The following is a 19,925-nucleotide window of genomic DNA, read 5'->3' as shown; positions in this document are numbered from 1 at the left end:
CCGACCGCATCATGACATCCTCCTTTGACGCCTGCATTCAACCTGCATCCCGCACCTCGGCGCGCGACGCCGATCCATGTAGAGGATTCTATCTACATCTATCGATTATTTGAATTTAATAAATTTCATCTATTTGATAGGGAAAAATAAACGGGGTCGTACAACCCCGTTCATCACGCTGCCACACACGCATGCGCGCCTGCGTCAGTTCATCGTGGCCGGCATGTCGAGCTTCGCGACACCCGGCAGCTGGCACGCGGCAATCGCGTCGCTGATCGCGTCGATCGCGGGCATCCGCGTGAAACTCTTGCGCCACACGAGCACCACGCGGCGGTCGGGCACCGGTTCGTGGAACGGCACGTACGACAAAAGCTCGGCATCGGGGCCGTTCGCGCGCGGGCCGATCTCGGCGACCGACATCCGCGGCAGCACGGTGATGCCGACGCCGCTCGCGACCATGTGGCGAATGGTTTCGAGCGACGAGCCCTCGAAGGTCTTCTGGATGCCGTCGGCCGTCTGCGAGAAGCGCATCAGTTCCGGACACACGCCCAGCACGTGATCGCGGAAGCAGTGGCCGTTGCCGAGCAGCAGCATGGTTTCCTGCTTCAGGTCCTCGGCGTCGATTTCGTCGCGCTTCTCCCACGGATGGCCGGCCGGCAGCGCGACGACGAACGGCTCGTCGTACAGCGGCCGCACCATCAGGCCGGTCTCGGGGAACGGCAGCGCCATGATCGCGGCGTCGATCTCGCCCTGCTTCAGCAGTTCGAGCAGCTTCAGCGTGTAGTTCTCCTGCAGCATCAGCGGCATCTGCGGAACACGCTGGATCATCTGCTTGACGAGGGTCGGCAGCAGGTACGGCCCGATCGTGTAGATCACGCCGAGGCGGAACGGGCCGACGAGCGGGTCCTTGCCCTGCTTCGCGATCTCCTTGATCGCGAAGGTCTGCTCCAGCACGCGCTGCGCCTGGGTGACGATCTGGTCGCCGATCGGCGTCACGCTCACTTCGCTCGCGCCGCGCTCGAAAATCTGCACGTTGAGCTCGTCTTCGAGCTTCTTGATCGCTACCGACAGCGTCGGCTGGCTCACGAAGCACGCTTCGGCCGCGCGGCCGAAATGCCGCTCGCGCGCGACCGCGACGATGTACTTCAATTCAGTCAGGGTCATTGTGGGTCAATCAGGTATATACAGGCGATAGGTTTAATTTATACACCTGTTGGCACCGGTTCGCCAAGTTTCTCTGCATCGCGATGCGTCGAGTGGCGGCTTTCGATCCGGCCCCAAGGCCGGTCGATCAGGCTTTCAGGTACTGCTCGCGCGCACCGAGCCAGCGCGCGAGATGCTGGGTGACGACCTCCGGATACGCGGCAATCAACCGCGCCGCGGCCTCGCGGGCCGGATCGATCAGCCAGCCGTCGGTCTCGAGGTTCGCGAAGCGCAGCATCGCCGCGCCCGACTGGCGCGCGCCGAGGAATTCGCCGGGGCCGCGGATTTCCAGGTCGCGCCGCGCGATCTCGAAGCCGTCGGTCGTCTCGCGCATCGTCTTCAGCCGCTCGCGGCCCGCGATCGACAGCGGCCCGGTGTACAGCAGCACGCACACCGACGCCGCGGTGCCGCGCCCGACGCGGCCGCGCAACTGGTGCAGCTGCGCCAGGCCGAAACGCTCCGCGTGCTCGATCACCATCAGCGATGCGTTCGGCACGTCGACGCCGACCTCGATCACGGTCGTCGCGACCAGCAGTTGCACGTCGTTGCGCGTGAACGCGTCCATCACGGCCGCCTTGTCGGCCGGCGACAGCCGGCCGTGCACGAGGCCGACCTTCAACTCGGGGAGCGCCGCGGCCAGCGTCTCGTAGGTTTCGACGGCCGTCTGCAGTTGCAGCGTCTCGCTTTCCTCGATCAGCGGGCACACCCAGTACACCTGCCGCCCGGTCAGCGCGGCCTCGCGCACACGGGCGATCACTTCTTCGCGCCGCGCGTCGCCCACCAGCCGCGTCAGCACCGGCGTGCGGCCGGGCGGCAGCTCGTCGATCGTCGACACCTCGAGGTCCGCGTAGTACGTCATCGCGAGCGTGCGCGGAATCGGCGTGGCCGACATCATCAGCTGGTGCGGCTGGAAGTCGCGTGCGCCGTCGGCCGCATTCGCGGCCTTCGCGCGCAGCGCGAGACGCTGCTCGACGCCGAAGCGGTGCTGCTCGTCGACGATCACGAGGCCGAGCCGCGCGAATTCGACCGTGTCCTGGATGATCGCGTGCGTGCCGATCACGAGTTGCGCGGTGCCGAGCGCGGCCGCCTCGATCGCCGCGCGCTTCTCCTTCGCCTTCAGGCTGCCCGCGAGCCACGCGACCGTGACGCCGAGCGGCTCGAGCCATGCGCGCAGCTTGCGCGCGTGCTGTTCGGCGAGGATTTCGGTCGGCGCCATCAGCGCGGCCTGGTAGCCGGCGTCGATCGCCTGCGTGGCGGCCAGCGCCGCGACGACCGTCTTGCCGCTGCCGACGTCGCCCTGCAGCAGCCGCTGCATCGGGTGCGCGAGCGTGAGGTCGTGCGCGATCTCGTCGACGACGCGCGCCTGCGCGCCCGTCAGCGTGAACGGCAGCGCCGCGTAAAAGCGCGTGGTCAGCGCGTCGGTATCGGTCGCGGTGCGGCGCGGCATCGCGGGCGCCGCGCGCGTGCGGCGCTCCTCGTGCGCACGCTTGAGCGACAGCTGCTGCGCGAGCAGCTCCTCGAACTTGATGCGCGTCCACGCCGGATGCGAGCCGTCCATCAGCGCGGCTTCGTCGGAATCGACGCGCGGATGGTGCAGGATGCGCACCGCCTGCTCGAGCGACGGCACGTCGAGCGGCTTCAGGTAATCGCGCTGAATCTCGGGCGGCAGCAGTTCGGGCAGCGGCGTGCGCTCGACCGCATTCTCGATCGCCTTGCGCAGATACGCCTGCGACACGCCGGCCGTGCTCGGATAGACGGGCGTGAGCACCTGCGGCAGCGGCGCGTCGGCTTCGACGACACGCACGGCCGGATGCACCATCTCCATCCCGAAAAAGCCGCCGCGCACGTCGCCGCGCACGCGCAGCCGCTGGCCGACGGCCATCTGCTTGACCTGCGACCCGTAGAAATTCAGGAAGCGCAGCACGAGCTGCTCGCCGTCGTCGTCCTGGATCTTCACGACGAGCTGGCGACGTGGACGGAATGTGACCTCGTTGTCGAACACGACGCCTTCGGTCTGCGCGATGCCGCCCGGCAGCAACTCGCCGATCGGGGTGAGCGTGGTTTCGTCCTCGTAGCGCATCGGCAGATGCAGCACGAGATCGATCGAGCGCGTGAGGCCGAGTTTCGCGAGCTTGTCAGCGGTTTTCACCGGCTTGTCCGCCGCCGGTTTCTTCTTGCGCTTCGTGCCGGATGCGCCGGACGCGCCGGCTTCGTCGCCGCCCGCGCCCGGTTCGACGTCGGGCGCGGCCGCCGCGGGTTGCGCGAGTCGGCCGTCGGCGCCGCGCTTCGGGCCGGCGCGGCGGGCGCCGGCGGCCGATGCGGGCGGCGCGGGCGTGGCGGCATCGTCCGCGTCGAACGGATCGGCGGAATCGGCGACGGCAGCGGGGGAACGGCGTGGTGACACAGGCATCGGATCGTCTGGGTGCTTCGCAAGGCAAGTACAATAGCGGCTTTCACGTCGTCCGAACCAACGACGCCGGCCAGGCCGCGCATCCCGCCATCATAGCGGCTCGCGCGCCCCATTTACGCGTTTCCGCCCTGCCGGCGACGCCCGCCGGCCGCTTCGAACCAGCCCGCATGTTCACGCTTTCCGATTTCGATTTCAATCTGCCGCCCGAGCTGATTGCACAAACCGCGCTGCCCGATCGCACCGCGAGCCGCCTGCTCGAGGTGGATCGCAGCGTCGAGCCCGCACGCCTCGTCGACCGCCGTTTCGCCGAGCTGCCGTCGTGCATCGCGCCCGGCGACCTGCTCGTGTTCAACGATACCAAGGTGCTGAAGGCGCGTTTCTTCGGCCAGAAGGCCAGCGGCGGCAAGATCGAGGTGCTGATCGAGCGCGTGACGGGCACGCACACGGCGCTCGCGCAAATCCGCGCGAGCAAGTCGCCGGGCGCCGGCACGACGCTGCGTCTGGCCGACGCGTTCGACGTGACGGTCGGCGAGCGCGTCGAGCCGTTCTTCACGCTGCATTTCCCCGCGCCATGCCTGGACCTGATCGAGCAGTACGGCCGGCTGCCGCTGCCGCCGTATATCGAGCACGACGCCGACGCGACCGACGAAACGCGCTACCAGACCGTCTACGCGAGCAACCCGGGCGCGGTCGCCGCGCCGACGGCCGGCCTCCACTTCGACCAGCCGCTGCTGGAGAAGCTCGACGCGATGGGCGTCGAGCGCGCGACGCTCACGCTGCACGTCGGCGCCGGCACGTTCCAGCCGGTGCGCGTCGAGAACATCGCCGAGCACAAGATGCACAGCGAGTGGTACGACCTGCCGCAATCGCTCGTCGACAGGATCGCCGCGACCCGCGCGCGAGGCGGCAACGTGATCGCGGTCGGCACGACGTCGATGCGCGCGCTCGAAGCCGCCGCACGCGCGGCCGACGAAGCGGGCCGCCCGCTCGCGGCCACGCAGGCGGAAACCGACATCTTCATCACGCCCGGCTACCGTTTCCGCGTGGTCGACCGGCTCGTCACGAATTTCCACCTGCCGAAATCGACGCTGCTGATGCTGGTGTCCGCGTTCGCGGGCGTCGAGACGATCCGCGCCGCGTACCGGCACGCGATCGCCGAACGCTACAGGTTCTTCAGCTACGGCGACGCGATGCTGCTCACGCGGCGCGACACGCCGGAGGCGCCGGGCGCGTAAGCGCGGCGGGCGCGAACACGCACCGGCCTGCGACTGCGCAGCAGCCGTTGCCCGCCGCGGTCGCGTCCAGCGCCGCCCCGTTTTCCCGCCGTACGCGCTACGATGCGCGCACCCGCTTTTCCCGCCGCCGGTTGCCCGGCGGCGTTTCCAACATGCGCCGAACTGTTCTTCGGTGGCAAGGAGAATGACGCGATGACCGAAGGTTCATCCCACGATACGCACGCTCATCCGAGCGCCCCCGTGCAGGACCGCCCCGCCAACGGGCTCGAATTCGAACTGCTGACGACCGACGGCCACGCGCGCCGCGGCCGCGTGAAGCTCGACCACGGCACGGTCGAAACGCCGATCTTCATGCCGGTCGGCACGTACGGCACCGTGAAGGCGATCCAGCCGCGCGAGCTGCACGAGATCAAGGCCCAGATCATCCTCGGCAACACGTTCCACCTGTGGCTGCGCCCGGGCCTCGACACGATCGACGCGCACGGCGGCCTGCACGGCTTCATGGGCTGGAACAAGCCGATCCTGACCGATTCGGGCGGCTTCCAGGTGTTCTCGCTCGGCGATCTGCGCAAGATCACCGAGGACGGCGTCACGTTCGCGTCGCCGATCAACGGCGACAAGCTGTTCCTGTCGCCGGAAGTGTCGATGCAGATCCAGAAGGTGCTGAACTCGGACATCGTGATGCAGTTCGACGAGTGCACGCCGTATGCGACCAATGGCGTGCCGACCACGCACAAGGAAGCGGCCGACTCGATGCGCATGTCGCTGCGCTGGGCGAAGCGCTCGCTCGACGAATTCGACCGGCTCGGCAACCCGAACGCGCTGTTCGGGATCGTCCAGGGCGGAATGTTCGAGGACCTGCGCGACGAATCGCTCGCGGGCCTCGCCGAACTCGGTTTCCACGGCCTCGCGATCGGCGGGCTGTCGGTCGGCGAGCCGAAGGAAGACATGATGCGCGTGCTGCGCCACGTCGGCCCGAAGCTGCCGGCCAACAAGCCGCACTACCTGATGGGCGTCGGCACGCCGGAGGATCTGGTCGAGGGCGTCGCGAACGGCATCGACATGTTCGACTGCGTGATGCCGACCCGCAACGCGCGCAACGGCTGGCTGTTCACGCGCTTCGGCGACGTGAAGATCCGCAACGCGACGCACAAGAACTCGCTGAAGCCGCTCGACGCGACCTGCTCGTGCTACACGTGCCGGAACTTCTCGCGCGGCTACCTGCATCATCTGCACCGGGTCGGCGAGATCCTCGGCGCGCAGCTGAACACGATCCACAACCTGCACTACTACCTGCAGCTGATGAACGAGATCCGCGACGCGATCGAAACGCATACGTTCGACGCGTTCCGGCAGCGCTTCGCGGAGGATCGGGCCAGAGGGGTCGACTGACGGGCCGGCGGCCCGCGCCGCGGCCCGCCGCATTGGACGAGTACTAAATTGAGCCGTCCCGATGCCGGTCGCGACCGCGAAACATTACAATTGCCTTTCCAAACAAGCCGCAACGGTATCGGTTCGTGCTTTAACAGCTTGATCCGAAAGCGCATTTGCCACGCCGTTTGCGCATGGGGCCGGTGGTAGAATAACCGGCTTATTTTTCGATCTTCCCCTACGGAGAGACCAACGTGCCGTTCATTTCCAATGCCTTCGCGCAAGGTGCCGGTGGCGCCGAATCGAGCCTGATGAGCTTCCTGCCGCTCATCCTGATGTTCGCGGTGCTGTACTTCATCATGATCCGTCCGCAGATGAAGCGCCAGAAGGAACACCGCAACATGCTCGCGGCCATGGCGAAGGGCGACGAAGTCGTCACGAGCGGCGGCCTCGTCGGCAAGGTGACGAAGGTCACCGAAGGCTACATCGGCGTCGAAATCGCCGAAGGCACCGAAATCACCGTGCAGAAGGCTGCCGTCACGACCATTCTGCCGAAGGGCACGATCAAGTCGCTGTAAGGCTTTCACCGAGCGTCCGGCTCCCCGCGCCGTGCCCGCCTGAGAGAGCGGGCCGCCGCGGCGCCGGACGCGACGCTTTCACGCCAACCACCCGTTCGGCCCCCTCATGAATCGTTATCCACTCTGGAAATATGTCGTGATGGTCGTGGCGCTCGCCATCGGCCTTCTGTACACATTGCCCAACTTCTTCGGCGAAGCGCCGGCGGTGCAGGTGTCGAGCGGCAAGGCCACGGTCAAGCTCGATTCGACCACGCTGACCCAGGTCGAATCGGCGCTCGCGTCCGCGCAGATCAAGCCGGACGACATCACCTTCGAGAACACGGCGACCAACGCGAACATCCGCGTGCGTCTGAAGGACACCGATACGCAGCTGCGCGTCAAGGACCTGCTGCAGAAGTCGCTGAACACCGATCCGAACGATCCGCAGTACGTCGTCGCACTGAACCTGCAGAGCGCGTCGCCGCGCTGGCTGACCGCGCTGCACGCGCTGCCGATGTATCTCGGCCTCGACCTGCGCGGCGGTGTGCACTTCCTGCTCCAGGTCGACATGACGGGCGCGCTCACGAAGAAGCTCGACTCGGACGCGTCCGACGCGCGCTCGCTGCTGCGCGACAAGAACATTCGCGACGGCGGCGTGAGCCGCGTCGATGAGTCCGTGGTCGTCAACTTCAGCGACGCGCAGACGGCGGAAGACGCCCGCAAGGCGCTCGCCGCGTCGATCACCGAGCTGCAATGGGCGACGCAACCGGGCGGCGGCGGCACGCAAGTCGTCGGCACGTTCACGCCGGCCGTGCAGAAGTCCGTCGAGGACGCCGCGCTCAAGCAGAACCTGACGACGCTCCACAACCGCGTGAACGAGCTCGGCGTGTCCGAGCCGATCCTCCAGCAGCAAGGCAGCGACCGCATCGTCGTCGAACTGCCGGGCGTGCAGGACACCGCGAAGGCGAAGGACATCATCGGCCGCACCGCGACGCTCGAGGCGCGCCTCGCCGATCCGATCAACACGCACCCGAACCCGAACGACCCCGTGCCGCCGGGCGAGGAGCTGTTCACGCAGGGCAACCAGGTGCCCGTGCTGCTGAAGAAGGACGTGATCTTCACCGGCGACCGCATCATCGACGCGTCGGCCGGCTTCGACGAACATCAGCGTCCGTCGGTCAACATCCGCCTCGATTCGGCGGGCGGCCGCGCGGTGCGCACGGTGTCGCGCGACAACATCGGCAAGCCGATGGCGATGGTGCTGTTCGAGAAGGGCAAGGGCGAAGTGCTGACGGTCGCGACGATCCAGTCCGAACTCGGCGACCGCTTCCAGATCACGGGCCAGCCGACGCCGCAGGCGGCGGCCGACCTCGCGCTGCTGCTGCGCGCCGGTTCGCTCGCGGCGCCGATGGAGATCATCGAGGAACGCACGATCGGCCCGAGCCTCGGCGCCGACAACATCAGGATGGGCGTGCACTCGGTGATCTGGGGCTTCTGCGCGATCGCCGTGTTCATGATCGCGTACTACATGCTGTTCGGCGTGGTGTCGGTGATCGGCCTGTCGGTGAACCTGCTGCTGCTCGTCGCGGTGCTGTCGCTGATGCAGGCGACGCTGACGCTGCCCGGTATCGCGGCCATCGCGCTCGCGCTCGGTATGGCGATCGACTCGAACGTGCTGATCAACGAGCGCGTGCGTGAAGAACTGCGCGCCGGCCAGCCGCCGCAGCTCGCGATCCAGTCCGGCTACGCGCATGCGTGGGCGACGATTCTCGACTCGAACGTCACGACGCTGATCGCCGGCCTCGCGCTGCTCGCGTTCGGCTCGGGCCCGGTTCGCGCGTTCGCGATCGTGCACTGCCTCGGCATCCTGACGTCGATGTTCTCCGCGGTGTTCTTCTCGCGCGGGATCGTCAACCTCTGGTACGGCGGCCGCAAGAAGCTGAAGTCGCTCGCGATCGGCCAGGTGTGGAAGCCGGAAGGCGCCGCCGCCGCGTCGTTCACCGACGCGGACGAATCGACCGACACCGCGCGCGCCGCGAAGCTCGCCGCCCCGGCGAAGGGCAACGCGCCGCGCGCCGGCAAGCCGCAGCTGCGCAACCGCGCGCAGCAAGGCGTGTCGCCGAAGAAACCGGGCTCGACCCAATAAGGCCCCGGAGACGAAGCCATGGAATTTTTCCGCATCCGTAAAGACATTCCGTTCATGCGGCACGCGCTGGTGTTCAACGTGATCTCGCTGGTCACGTTCCTCGCCGCCGTGTTCTTCCTGTTCCACCGCGGGCTGCACCTGTCGGTCGAATTCACCGGCGGGACGGTGATCGAGGTGCAGTATCAGCAGGCCGCGGAGCTCGAGCCCGTGCGCGCGACGCTCGGCAAGCTCGGCTATGCCGACGCGCAAGTGCAGAACTTCGGCACGTCGCGCAACGTGCTGATCCGCTTGCAGCTGAAGGAAGGCCTCACGTCGGCACAGCAGAGCGACCAGGTGATGGGCGCGCTGAAGGCGCAGAGCCCGGACGTCACGCTGCAGCGCGTCGAGTTCGTCGGCCCGCAGGTCGGCCGCGAGCTCGCGACCGACGGGCTGCTCGCACTCGCGTGCGTCGTGATCGGCATCGTGATCTACCTGTCGTTCCGCTTCGAATGGAAGTACGCGGTGGCGGGCATCATCGCCAACCTGCACGACGTCGTGATCATTCTCGGCTTCTTCGCGTTCTTCCAGTGGGAGTTCTCGCTGGCGGTGCTCGCGGCGATCCTCGCGGTGCTCGGCTACTCGGTCAACGAGTCGGTCGTCATCTTCGACCGGATCCGCGAGACGTTCCGCCGCGAACGCAAGATGAGCGTGCAGGAAGTGATCAACCACGCGATCACGACCACGATGTCGCGCACGATCATCACGCACACGTCGACGGAAATGATGGTGCTGTCGATGTTCTTCTTCGGCGGCCCGACGCTGCACTACTTCGCGCTCGCGCTGACGGTCGGCATCATGTTCGGCATCTACTCGTCGGTGTTCGTCGCGGGCTCGCTCGCGATGTGGCTCGGCATCAAGCGCGAAGACCTGATCAAGGAAAAGAAGACCGCGCACGATCCGGACGATCCGAACGCGGGCGCGCAGGTTTAAGCGCCACGCAGTTTCGGCATCGAAGCAAGGCCGGCCCGTTTGGGCCGGTTTTTTTATGGGCGGACCGGCTGGCGCCCGACCCGTTCGCGCAACCGATGCCGACGCAGCCGGCGTGCGAGCGCGTCGACGACTGACGCGCCGCCCGCCCGTTTCAGCGAAACCCGAACCGCCGCCGCAGCACGACCAGCGCCGCGAGGCTCAACACGGCCGCGAACATCAGGTAGAAACTCGGCGCCGTCTTCATCCCCGTCTCGCGGATCAGCCACGCGATGATGAACGGCCCGAAGCCGCCGAAGATCGTCACCGCGACGTTATACGCGAGCGACATCCCGGTCGTGCGCGTCTGCACCGGGAACACCTCCGACAACAGCCCCGGCAGGGCCGCGAAGTAGCCGGTCATCAGGAACGCGAGCAGCACCTGCAGCGCGATCAGCGTGCCGAAGCCCGGATGCGCGACGAGATACGCGAACGCCGGATAGATCAGCACGAGGATGCCGACGGCCGGCGCGATCATCACGCGCACGCGGCCGTAACGATCCGACCAGTGGCCGACCAGCGGCGCGAACGCCATCTGGATCACGCCGACGACGAGAATCGCGGCAAACGCGGCCGACGGCGCGAGGCCGAGCTGCTTCACGCCGTAGGTCGGCATGAACAGCACGAGATAGGTCGCGACGGTGCCGAGCACGACCACGCCCATCGCGGCCACGAGACGCGCCTTGTGCGACGCGAACGTATCGCGCAGCGGGTTCGCGGTGCCTTCGGCCGCGAGGAATTCAGGCGTCTCGTCGACCTTGGCGCGGATGTAGTACGCGACGGGCCCGAGCAGCAACCCGAAGAAGAACGGCACGCGCCAGCCCCACGACGCCATCTGCGCGGCCGTGAGCTGCGCGTTCAGCACGGTGCCGAAGCCCGCGGCGAGCAGCGTCGTGAGCCCCTGGCTCGCGACCTGCCAGCTCGCGAAGAAGCCGCGCCGGCCCGGCACGTGCTCGGCGAGGAACGCGGTCGCGCTGCCGAATTCGCCGCCGGCCGAGAAGCCCTGCATCAGCCGCGCGGCGACGAGGATCACCGGCGCGGCGACGCCGATCGTCCCGTAGGTCGGCAACACCGCGATGATCAGCGTGCCGGCCATCATCAGCAGGATCGACAGCGTGAGCGCGGCCTTGCGGCCCGCGCGGTCGGCATACGCGCCGAGCACGATCGCGCCGAGCGGGCGCATGAAGAACGACACGCCGAACGTGCCGAGCGTGAGCAGCAGCGACACGGTGTCGTTGCCGGCCGGGAAGAACAGCTTGGCGATCGTCACCGCGAAAAAGCCGTAGACGACGAGATCGAACCACTCGAGCGCGTTGCCGATCGACGCGGCGACCACCGCGCGCCACACGCGCGGCGACGAGGCAATGGAGCTGGACTGCGTGACGGCATGCATCGGCGATCTCCTTGTCGTTGTACGTTCTGTTCGGGGCGGCCGCCGTCGCGCCGTCGGCCTGCCCGGCGCCGCACGGTCGCATACGGCGTTCGGGCGATTATAGGCGCGCAAAAAAAACCGCCGCGCCCCCGGTCATGGGAGCGCGGCGGTTTGCCCGCGGCGGCCGGCGCGACGCGCCGGCCTCGCTGGGAGCCTTACTGCTGCTTGACCGCTTCGGCCGTGATCAGCAGCTTCGTCTTCATCTTGAAACCGTACTGCTTGCCGTAGTCGAGGCCGAAATCGTCGCGGCTGAATTCGCCGATCGCGTCGACGCCGCACACTTCACGCTTGAGCATCGGGTGCGGCATGCACTTGAACGAATCGATCTTCAGCGTCAGCGGCTTCGTGACGCCATGCAGCGTCAGGTTGCCGACCACCGACACCGGCTTGTCGCCGTCGAACTTGATCGTGCCCTTGTAGTTCGCCTGCGGGAACTTCGCCACATCGAAGAAGTCGGCCGTCTGCAGGTGCTCGTCGAGCTTCGCGCTGCCCGTGTGGATCGACGCGATGTCGGTCGTCACGTCGACCGTGCCGGTCTTCGCCGCGCGATCGAGCGTCACGGTGCCGCTCGACTTGTCGAACTTGCCGCGCCAGACCGACAGGCCGCCGAAGTGGTCGGCTTCGAAGCTCGGGTACGTGTGGCTCGGGTCGAACTGGTAGGTCGCGCTTTCGGCGAAGGCCGAGAACGACAGCGAAGCGGCCAGCGCGCCTGCGGCGATGATCAGATGCTTTTTCAAATTTTTTCTCCTGGAAACGGCGCCGCGCCCTCGCGCGGCATTCGGGTGAAGCGACAACCCGCCGCTTACTTCGTGGCGACGAGATGGAACTTGATCTGCACTTCGTCCGCGACGACCGACGTGTCCTTCCACTCGCCGGTGCCGATGTTGAAGGTCGAACGCTTGATCGGCAGCACGCCGTCGAACGTCTGCGTCGCGCCGTTCTGCGCGACCGTGACGGGCACCGTGACGGTCTCGGCCTTGCCCTTGATCGTCAGCTTGCCGGTCACGTTGTACTTGTTGCCGCCGGCCGGCGCGATCGCCGACGACACGAAGGTCGCCTGCGGATAGGTCTTCGCGTCGAACCAGTCCTTGCCGGCGACCTGGTCGTTGTACATCTTGTCGCCGAGGTCGAAGCTCGCGACGTCGATCGTCATCTGCGCGCTGCCCTGCGCGGCTTTCGCCGGGTCGAACTTCACCTGCGCGGAAAACTTCTTGAACGCGCCTTCGGTCGGCACGTTCATCTGCTTCGACACGGCGGACACCTTGCTCTTCGCGAGATCGACGTCGGCATGCGCCGCGCCCGACGCGACAAGCGCCGCCGCGGCGAACGCGGTCAGCATGGAGCGGGAGAAAGACACTTTCATGGGATCCTTCATTTGGCAAAGGGAAGCATGCGCGACAACAGGCCGTCGCGGTCCAACAACTGGTGCTTGAGCGCCGCGAGCACGTGCATCGCGACGAGCGCAAGCAGAATGTAATTCAAGGAGACGTGCAGCGTCTTGAAGGTTTCCTTCAGCACCGGATCGGGGGCGATCAGGCGCGGCAGCGGCACGATGCCGAGATAGACGACCGGGATGTTCGACGCCGAGCTGTACAGGTAGCCCGTGACCGGAATCACGATCATCAGCACGTACAGCAGCATGTGCACGCCGTGCGACGCCGCGCGCTGCCACGCCGGCGTATCGCCCGGCAGCGGCGGCGGCATGTGGGTCGCACGCCACAGCACGCGCACGACGGCCAGCGCGAACACCGTCACGCCGATCCACTTGTGCCACGAGAAGTACTTCAGCTTGGTCGGCGTGAAGCCGGGGATGTCCGTCATCACCCAGCCGAGCGCGAAGCCGCAGACGATCAGCAGCGCGATCAGCCAGTGCAGTGCGATCGCGGTATGCGCGTAGCGTGCCGGCACGGCCGGCGGCGGGTTCGATGCCATCTTCGGTTCCTCAGTTCAGCGAACGGCTGCGCCGGTAAATTCGTCCGACGCACGTCAAGGGCGCCATGCTACCGCAACCTTTTGACGCGCGCGGACTCTGAGGACAGGCACGCCAGCCGGCTGACGGCTTCCTGTCATGTTACCGATCGGTCACACAGCGCACGATCCTTGACGCATCGAAAAAGCCCTTTTGGTAAGATTGGCGCGGGTTCCGGCCCCGTCGACGCGTTTCCCCAGCCGTCGCGACACCGCCTTTTCCATGCAACGATACGACCTGATTGCCTGCCACGAATGCGACGCACTGTTGCATAAACCGCGCCTCGCCGGCCGCGAGATCGCGCGCTGTCCGCGCTGCGACGCGCTGCTCTATCGCAACAGCACCACGCAGATCGAGCGCATCACCGCGCTCGCGGTCGCGGCGCTCGTCACGTTCATCATCGCGCAGACGTTCCCGATCCTCGAGATGGACCTGAACGGCACGCGCGTGCAGACGACGCTGATCGGCGCGATCGACGCGCTGTGGCATCAGGACATGGCGATCGTCGGCGTGATGGTGTTCTGCTCGACCGTGCTGTTCCCGCTCGTCGAGATGGCCGCGCTGCTTTACGTCCTGCTGCCGATCCGCCGCGGCGTCGTGCCGCCCGGTCTCAACTTCGTGCTGCGCACGATCCAGCTCGTGCGGCCGTGGGGGATGATCGAGGTGTTCATGCTCGGCATCGTGGTCACGATCGTGAAGATGGTGAGCCTCGCGCGCGTCGTGCCCGACGCGGCGCTGTTCGCGTTCGGCGCGCTCACGCTGATGACCGCCGTCGTGCTGATGTTCGACCCGCGCACGGTGTGGGACATCGCCGACGACCTGCGCGCCGGCCGCTCGCCCGCGCGGCCCGACCCCGCCGCGCCGCTGCCGGACGCGCCCCGCCGATGACGAACCCCACGCCGACCGCCGCCCGCGAGGGCTACGCCAGTTGCCACGCGTGCGGGCTCGTGCAGACGATCGACCGGCCGCACGCGCATTGCGCGCGCTGCGGCAGCGCGCTGCACGTGCGCACGCCGAACAGCATCATGCGCACGTGGGCGCTGCTGCTCGCGGCCGCGATCCTCTACATTCCGGCGAACCTGCTGCCGATCATGCGCACGTCGTCGATCGTCGGGTCGCAGCAGGACACGATCATGAGCGGCGTCATCTATTTCTGGACGTCCGGCGACTGGCCGCTCGCCGTCGTCGTGTTCGTCGCCAGCATCCTCGTGCCGATGCTCAAGCTCGGCGTGCTGACGCTCCTCGTCACCAGCGCGCAGCGCCGCGCCGCGTGGCGGCCGCTGCAGCGCACGCGCCTCTACCGGATCGTCGAGCGCATCGGCCGCTGGTCGATGCTCGACATCTTCGTCGTGACGCTGACCGTCGCGCTCGTCCATTTCCGTTCGCTCGCCGTCATCACGGCCGGCCCCGGCGCACTCGCGTTCGGCTCGGTCGTCATCCTGACGATGCTCGCGTCGATGCAGTTCGATCCCCGCCTGATCTGGGATCCAGTCGAAACCTCAGGGAATCACCATGAATAGTCCACAAGGCCCGCAGCACGACGCGCCCCGGCCGCCCGATCCGACGATCTCGACGAAAAGCGGCTGGCTGCCGTCGCTCGTCTGGCTCGTGCCGCTGATCGCCGCGCTGATCGGCATCGGCCTCGTGATCAAGTCCGTGCGCGAGCGCGGCCCGGAAATCACGATCAGCTTCCATAGCGCCGAAGGGCTCGAGCCGGGCAAGACCCAGGTCAAGTACAAGGATGTCGAGATCGGCACGGTCAAGACGATCAAGCTGTCGAAGGACCTGTCGCGCGTGCTCGTCCAGGTGCAGCTCAAGAAGGAGGCCGAGGATTTCGCGGTCAAGGGCTCGCGCTTCTGGATCGTGCGGCCGCGCGTCGGCGCGACCGGCGTGTCGGGGCTCGGCACGCTGCTGTCCGGCGCGTACATCGGCGTCGACGCCGGCCACGGCCAGGACACGCTGACCGACTTCACCGGCCTCGAGACGCCGCCCGCCGTCACGGGCGACCAGAAAGGCACGCAGTACGTGCTGCGCGGCGACTCGCTCGGCTCGGTCGACATCGGCTCGCCGGTCTACTACCGCCGCGTGCAGGTCGGCCAGGTGGTCGGCTTCTCGCTCGACAAGGACGGCACGGGCGTGACGTTCAACGTGTTCGTCAATGCGCCGTACGACCAGTACGTCGGGATAAACACGCGCTGGTGGCAGGCGAGCGGCGTCGATCTGCGGCTCGATTCGAGCGGCCTGAAGCTGAACACGCAGTCGCTCGCGACCGTGATCCTCGGCGGCATCGCGTTCCAGACGCCGCCGAACCAGGGCACCGGCGCGACCGCGCCGAACAACACGACGTTCCGCCTCGGCTCCGACGAGGGGGACGCGATGCGCGACCCGGACGGCCAGCCGCTGCAGGTCGTGATGAACTTCAATCAGTCGCTGCGCGGGCTCGCCGTCGGCGCGCCGGTCGACTTCCGCGGCATCGTGCTCGGCGAAGTGACCAACATCGGCATCGATTTCGATCCGAAGACGAAGAACTTCCTGATGCCGGTGACGATGAACGTCTATCCGGAGCGCCTCGGCCGCCGCTTCCGCGAGACGATCGAGAGCAAAGGCGAACCGGCGCGGCGCGAGATCGTCGAGCGGCTCGTCCAGCACGGGCTGCGCGGCCAGCTGCGCACCGGCAACCTGCTGACGAGCCAGCTGTACGTCGCGCTGGACTTCTTCCCGAAGGCGCCGGCCGCGAAGATCGACACGGCCCGCCAGCCGCTCGAGCTGCCGACCGTGCCGAACACACTCGACGAGTTGCAGCTGCAGGTCGCCGACATCGCGAAGAAGCTCGACAAGGTGCCGTTCGACCAGATCGGCGCGAACCTGAACAGCGCGCTGTCGAACGCCGACAAGCTGTTCAAGCAGCTCGACACGCAGGTCGCGCCGGAAGCGCGCGACACGCTGTCGGCCGCGAAGCAGACCTTCTCGACCGCCGAAGCGACGCTGCAGCAGGATTCGCCGCTGCAGTCCGACGTGCGCGGCGCGCTGAAGGAGCTCACGCGCACGCTGCAATCGCTGAACGCGCTCGCCGACTATCTGGAGCGCCACCCCGAATCGCTGCTCAAGGGCAAGCCAGGAGATAAACAATGACGACACGCGTGAACGGTTTCGCGAGCGGCGCGGCGGCGGCGCTCGCCGCACTGGCGCTCGCCGCGTGCAGCTCGCCGCCCGCGCGGTTCTACACGCTCAGCCCGGCCGACGCCGCGGCGCCGCTGCACACCGCGCCGGCCAACCCGGCGTTCCTGATCGAGGTGCCGTCGGTCGGCGTGCCCGAGCAGGTCGCGAAGAACCAGTTGGTCGTGCAGAAGAATGCCGCGCAGGTCGACGTGCTCGAGCAGGAACGCTGGGCGGCGCCGCCCGCCGACGAAATCCGCCGCGCGCTGTCGGACGATCTCGCCGCGCAGCTCGGCACGATCGACGTCGCGAATTCCGCGTATCCGGCCGGCGTGCCCGTGTACCGCATCAGCGTGAACGTGCAGCGCTTCGAGTCGTGGCCGGGCAAGCGCGCGGCGATCGACGCCGTCTGGAGCGTGCGCTCGCTCGCCACGCAGGCCGTGATGACCTGCCGCACGAGCGTCGCGGAACCGGTCGCCGACGGCTATGACGCGCTCGTCGCCGGCCACCGCCGTGCGCTCGACGTGATTGCCACGCAGGCCGCGGCCGGCGTGCGCGCGATGGCTGCCCGCCGCGGTGCGGCGGCCGCGTCCGCGGGCGGCGGCAAGACGGCCGTCGCGCCGGCCGTGCCGTGCCCGGCCAACCCGACGGCAGGCGGCGACACCGGCGCGACGGGCAAGTCCGGCGCATAAGCGAACGCGGCGACGCGCGGGCGAACGGTCGACACGGCGTTCGCCCGTGCGGTGTCGAACGGCTCGGCGGGTCCGTCGCACTCGCCGAACGCCGAACGCCGGCCGCATGCCGTCGCAACCGGCACCATGCGGCCTACTCATCGGCCGGACGGCCACTTTGCACTCTTTGTCAAAGCCGCCGGAACCCGCGCCACCTCACGCGGTCGGCTTGCGTTTTCCGGCCCGATTGACGATCCTACGCACTTTCCGGCTCGCGCCGTTCGTCGTGCGCATCAGCCAGCGGCGCCGGGCCGCGTTCGGCCCGACCGCCGTGCCGCCCGGCGCCCGCACGCGAACCGCGTGCACCGCGGCGGGGCAGCCGCATCGCGGGTCGCCGCGCATCGTCCGGCCACCGGCCCCGTCTCACCCGTTCTCACCGGCGCCGCGCCGCTTCCCCGGCCGGCATCCCGAACCCGCCCGTCCCGGGCTTTCAGCTATTCCGTTTATGTTTCGTTCCCTGACGACCCTGATCAAGAAGTGGCGCGCGTCGCGCAATGCCGGTCACCAGCTCGATGCGCTGCTCGCCAACGCCGACGCCGACGCGTCGTACGCCGAGCGCAGCGAATGGCTGATCGAGCTCGCGCACTGGCTGCGCCGCACCGGCACCGTGCAGGACGCGCCGGCCGGGCGCGACGCCGACACGCGCGCGTATCCGGCCCATGCACGGCTGCGCTACCTGTTCCACGTGCTCGATCGCAACCCCGTGTGGAAAGCACACGCCGCGCGCATCCTGCGCGGCATCCTGCGCGAGTGCGACGGCATCTCGCTGCTGTGCGACGCCGGCATGCCCGTGCATTCGGGCTTCTTCGGCGCGCTGTTCGAGCGGATCGACTCGTCGCTGATCCCGCCCGCGCCGAACCGCCGCGAGCTGTCGGCGCTGTTCACGCTGATGTTCCCGACGCCCGAGGACGCGAAATGGATCGACGCGCTGCCCGACGACCTGCTCGCGCGCGTCGCCGAGCTGATCTCGTTCGACGTCACCGACGAAGAGCGCCACGAGCCCGGCTCGTTCTCGCGCGACTTGCTGGCCGCGCTGCACAACCTGACCTGCCAGATCAGCTCGACCGGCCTGTCGCAGACGGTGCGCAGCCGGCTGTCCGACGACGACGCGCGCAAGCCGCTGGAACGCCAGCCGCTCGAATCGCAGCCGTTCTACCGCCTCACGCGCGCGATGCTCGCGGTCGAGACCGCGCATGCGGCCGTCGAGGACGGCGGCGACCCGAGCAAGCTGCTGCACGAGGTGAACTACCTGCGCGTGCTGCTCGACGAATGCCGGATCGCCGTCGACGACGTGTTCGCGCACCTGTACCGCAACGGCGTGTCGGTGGACATCGTGTTCCAGGTCGAGCGGATGCGCATGCGCATCCTGCGCGCGGAAATGCTGCTCAACGCGTGGATGGCGCGCGACGACCTGCGCGGCATGGCGCAGCTGACCGCCGAACTCGTCGACGCGAACCAGAGCAGCCAGAGCGTCGCGCACCTGGTGCGCAGCAACTTCTCGCTGTTCGCACGCAAGCTCGTCGAGACCAACGCGGACACCGGCGAGCACTACATCTCGCGCGGCCGCGCCGAGTACCTGAAGATGCTGCGGATGGCCGCCGGCGGCGGCCTCGTCACCGTCGTGACCGTGTGCGTGAAGTTCGCGATCACGGGTGCGCACCTGCAGTCGATGCTCGAAGGGCTGCTCGCGGGCGTCAACTACGCGGCCAGCTTCATGCTGATGCACTTCCTGCACTTCACGCTCGCGACCAAGCAGCCCGCGATGACCGCGCCGACGCTCGCGCGCGAACTCGACGACACCGGCCACGACGAAGGCGTGAAGGCGTTCGTCGGATCGGTGATCGCGCTGATCCGCACGCAGGCGGCCGCGATTTCCGGCAACGTGCTCGTCGTGCTGCCGGTGTGCCTGCTCGTGCAGCTGTTCGCGAGCAACGTGCTGCATGCGAACCTGATCTCGCCGGAGAAGGCTCATGCGACGCTGCACTCGTTCTCGCTGCTGGGCCCGACGCCGTTCTATGCGGCGCTCACCGGCGTGCTGCTGTGGGCGTCGAGCCTGCTCGCGGGCTGGGCCGACAACTGGTTCGTGCTGCACCGGGTCGGCGACGCGCTCACCTACAACCGGCGGTTGCGCCTGACGCTCGGCGCGGCCGGCGCCGCGAAGCTCGCGCACTTCTGCCGGTCGAACGTCGCGGGCGTGGTCGCGAACGTCGGCCTCGGCCTGATGCTCGGCCTCGTCCCGGCGATCGTCACCGTGTTCATGTTCCCGTTCGAGGTGCGGCACGTGACGCTGTCGGCCGGCTCGATCGGGGTCGCGCTCGGCGTGCTGGGCAAGGGTGCGCTCGGCACGCCCGAGCTGTGGTGGGCCGGCGCGGGCGTCCTCAGCATGGCGATCCTCAACGTGCTCGTGAGCTTCGCGCTTGCGTTCACGATGGCCGTGCGCTCGCGCAGCCTGCGCCCGACCAAGGTGCGCGCGCTCGTCGCCGCGATCGTCCGCACGGTGCTGTCGAATCCGCTCGCGCTGTTCTGGCCGGCGGCCAACCCCGCCGCGCGCGCCGGCCAGCCGGGCACGCACTGACCGGCGGCGCGGCGGCGCCTGCCCGGCCGCCCGGCCCCGCCCTCCCCGTCCTCCCGCCCTCCCGCCCTCCCGTCCTCCCGGCACGCCCCGCACGCGCGAGCGGCGGCCGCGCCGGGGCCGCCGCGCCGAAACGCC

16 protein-coding genes are annotated in these 19,925 nt (G+C 68.1%); 10 read left to right on the top strand and 6 right to left on the bottom strand.

Translation table 11 applies throughout. The features are described 5' to 3' along the window. Nucleotides 1–204: 204 nt before the first annotated feature. Nucleotides 205–1,164 (bottom strand): LysR substrate-binding domain-containing protein, encoded by a 960-nt coding sequence (locus QZM72_RS10565; protein WP_089466714.1) that lies wholly within the window; start codon nt 1,162–1,164, stop codon nt 205–207. Between the two features lie 127 nt (nt 1,165–1,291). Then, entirely contained in the window at nt 1,292–3,613 is a 2,322-nt protein-coding gene (gene recG, locus QZM72_RS10560) for an ATP-dependent DNA helicase RecG (protein WP_301738027.1), read from the bottom strand. A gap of 167 nt (nt 3,614–3,780) precedes the next feature. Between recG and queA the strand changes: the two genes are divergently transcribed. The 5 genes from queA (at nt 3,781) to secF (ending at nt 9,891) form a co-directional block, all read left to right on the top strand. Beyond that, the gene (gene queA, locus QZM72_RS10555; RefSeq protein ID WP_301738026.1) at nt 3,781–4,848 is read left to right on the top strand and encodes a tRNA preQ1(34) S-adenosylmethionine ribosyltransferase-isomerase QueA; all 1,068 of its coding nucleotides are present in this window, start codon (nt 3,781–3,783) and stop codon (nt 4,846–4,848) included. A 192-nt stretch (nt 4,849–5,040) separates the two neighbouring features. Further along, a complete protein-coding gene (tgt, locus tag QZM72_RS10550) occupies nt 5,041–6,240 on the top strand; it encodes a tRNA guanosine(34) transglycosylase Tgt (protein WP_301738025.1) in 1,200 nt (399 codons plus the stop codon). Nucleotides 6,241–6,473: 233 nt separating this feature from the next. Further along, the gene (gene yajC, locus QZM72_RS10545; protein ID WP_006476868.1) at nt 6,474–6,797 is read left to right on the top strand and encodes a preprotein translocase subunit YajC; all 324 of its coding nucleotides are present in this window, start codon (nt 6,474–6,476) and stop codon (nt 6,795–6,797) included. 106 nt (nt 6,798–6,903) lie between these two features. Further along, nucleotides 6,904–8,922: a protein translocase subunit SecD gene (secD, locus tag QZM72_RS10540; protein WP_301738024.1), complete on the top strand. Its 2,019-nt coding sequence runs from the start codon at nt 6,904–6,906 to the stop codon at nt 8,920–8,922. A gap of 18 nt (nt 8,923–8,940) precedes the next feature. Further along, entirely contained in the window at nt 8,941–9,891 is a 951-nt protein-coding gene (secF, locus tag QZM72_RS10535) for a protein translocase subunit SecF (protein WP_006482457.1), read from the top strand. Between the two features lie 151 nt (nt 9,892–10,042). Here secF and QZM72_RS10530 read toward each other — a convergent pair whose 3' ends face one another. From QZM72_RS10530 to QZM72_RS10515, 4 genes are all read right to left on the bottom strand, one after another. Further along, nucleotides 10,043–11,320, bottom strand: coding sequence for an MFS transporter (locus tag QZM72_RS10530; protein WP_301738023.1), 1,278 nt, complete (start codon nt 11,318–11,320; stop codon nt 10,043–10,045). A gap of 194 nt (nt 11,321–11,514) precedes the next feature. Then, nucleotides 11,515–12,096, bottom strand: coding sequence for a YceI family protein (locus QZM72_RS10525; protein ID WP_089466709.1), 582 nt, complete (start codon nt 12,094–12,096; stop codon nt 11,515–11,517). Nucleotides 12,097–12,161: 65 nt separating this feature from the next. Next, complete coding sequence (locus tag QZM72_RS10520; RefSeq protein WP_301738022.1) at nt 12,162–12,722, bottom strand: YceI family protein; 561 nt, start codon at nt 12,720–12,722, stop codon at nt 12,162–12,164. Between the two features lie 8 nt (nt 12,723–12,730). Further along, the gene (locus tag QZM72_RS10515) at nt 12,731–13,291 is read right to left on the bottom strand and encodes a cytochrome b (RefSeq protein ID WP_301738021.1); all 561 of its coding nucleotides are present in this window, start codon (nt 13,289–13,291) and stop codon (nt 12,731–12,733) included. A 259-nt stretch (nt 13,292–13,550) separates the two neighbouring features. Between QZM72_RS10515 and QZM72_RS10510 the strand changes: the two genes are divergently transcribed. From QZM72_RS10510 to QZM72_RS10490, 5 genes are all read left to right on the top strand, one after another. Continuing rightward, the gene (locus QZM72_RS10510) at nt 13,551–14,216 is read left to right on the top strand and encodes a paraquat-inducible protein A (RefSeq protein ID WP_089466707.1); all 666 of its coding nucleotides are present in this window, start codon (nt 13,551–13,553) and stop codon (nt 14,214–14,216) included. After that, nucleotides 14,213–14,848 carry a paraquat-inducible protein A gene (locus QZM72_RS10505; protein ID WP_089466706.1) on the top strand — a complete coding sequence of 212 codons (636 nt, stop codon included), beginning with the start codon at nt 14,213–14,215 and terminating at the stop codon, nt 14,846–14,848. Before QZM72_RS10510 ends, QZM72_RS10505 begins: the two co-directional genes overlap by 4 nt. Beyond that, nucleotides 14,841–16,460 (top strand): intermembrane transport protein PqiB, encoded by a 1,620-nt coding sequence (locus QZM72_RS10500; RefSeq protein ID WP_301738020.1) that lies wholly within the window; start codon nt 14,841–14,843, stop codon nt 16,458–16,460. Before QZM72_RS10505 ends, QZM72_RS10500 begins: the two co-directional genes overlap by 8 nt. After that, entirely contained in the window at nt 16,457–17,176 is a 720-nt protein-coding gene (locus QZM72_RS10495) for a membrane integrity-associated transporter subunit PqiC (RefSeq protein WP_089466704.1), read from the top strand. Before QZM72_RS10500 ends, QZM72_RS10495 begins: the two co-directional genes overlap by 4 nt. Before the next feature lie 484 nt (nt 17,177–17,660). Continuing rightward, nucleotides 17,661–19,790 (top strand): site-specific recombinase, encoded by a 2,130-nt coding sequence (locus QZM72_RS10490; RefSeq protein ID WP_301738019.1) that lies wholly within the window; start codon nt 17,661–17,663, stop codon nt 19,788–19,790. Nucleotides 19,791–19,925 lie beyond the last annotated feature (135 nt).

The organism is Burkholderia sp. AU45388 (assembly GCF_030481585.1).
In the GTDB taxonomy this organism is placed as follows: Bacteria; Pseudomonadota; Gammaproteobacteria; order Burkholderiales; family Burkholderiaceae; genus Burkholderia; species Burkholderia sola.
Note: the sequence above shows the minus strand (reverse complement) of the source record. Positions and strands in the feature narration are given on the sequence as shown.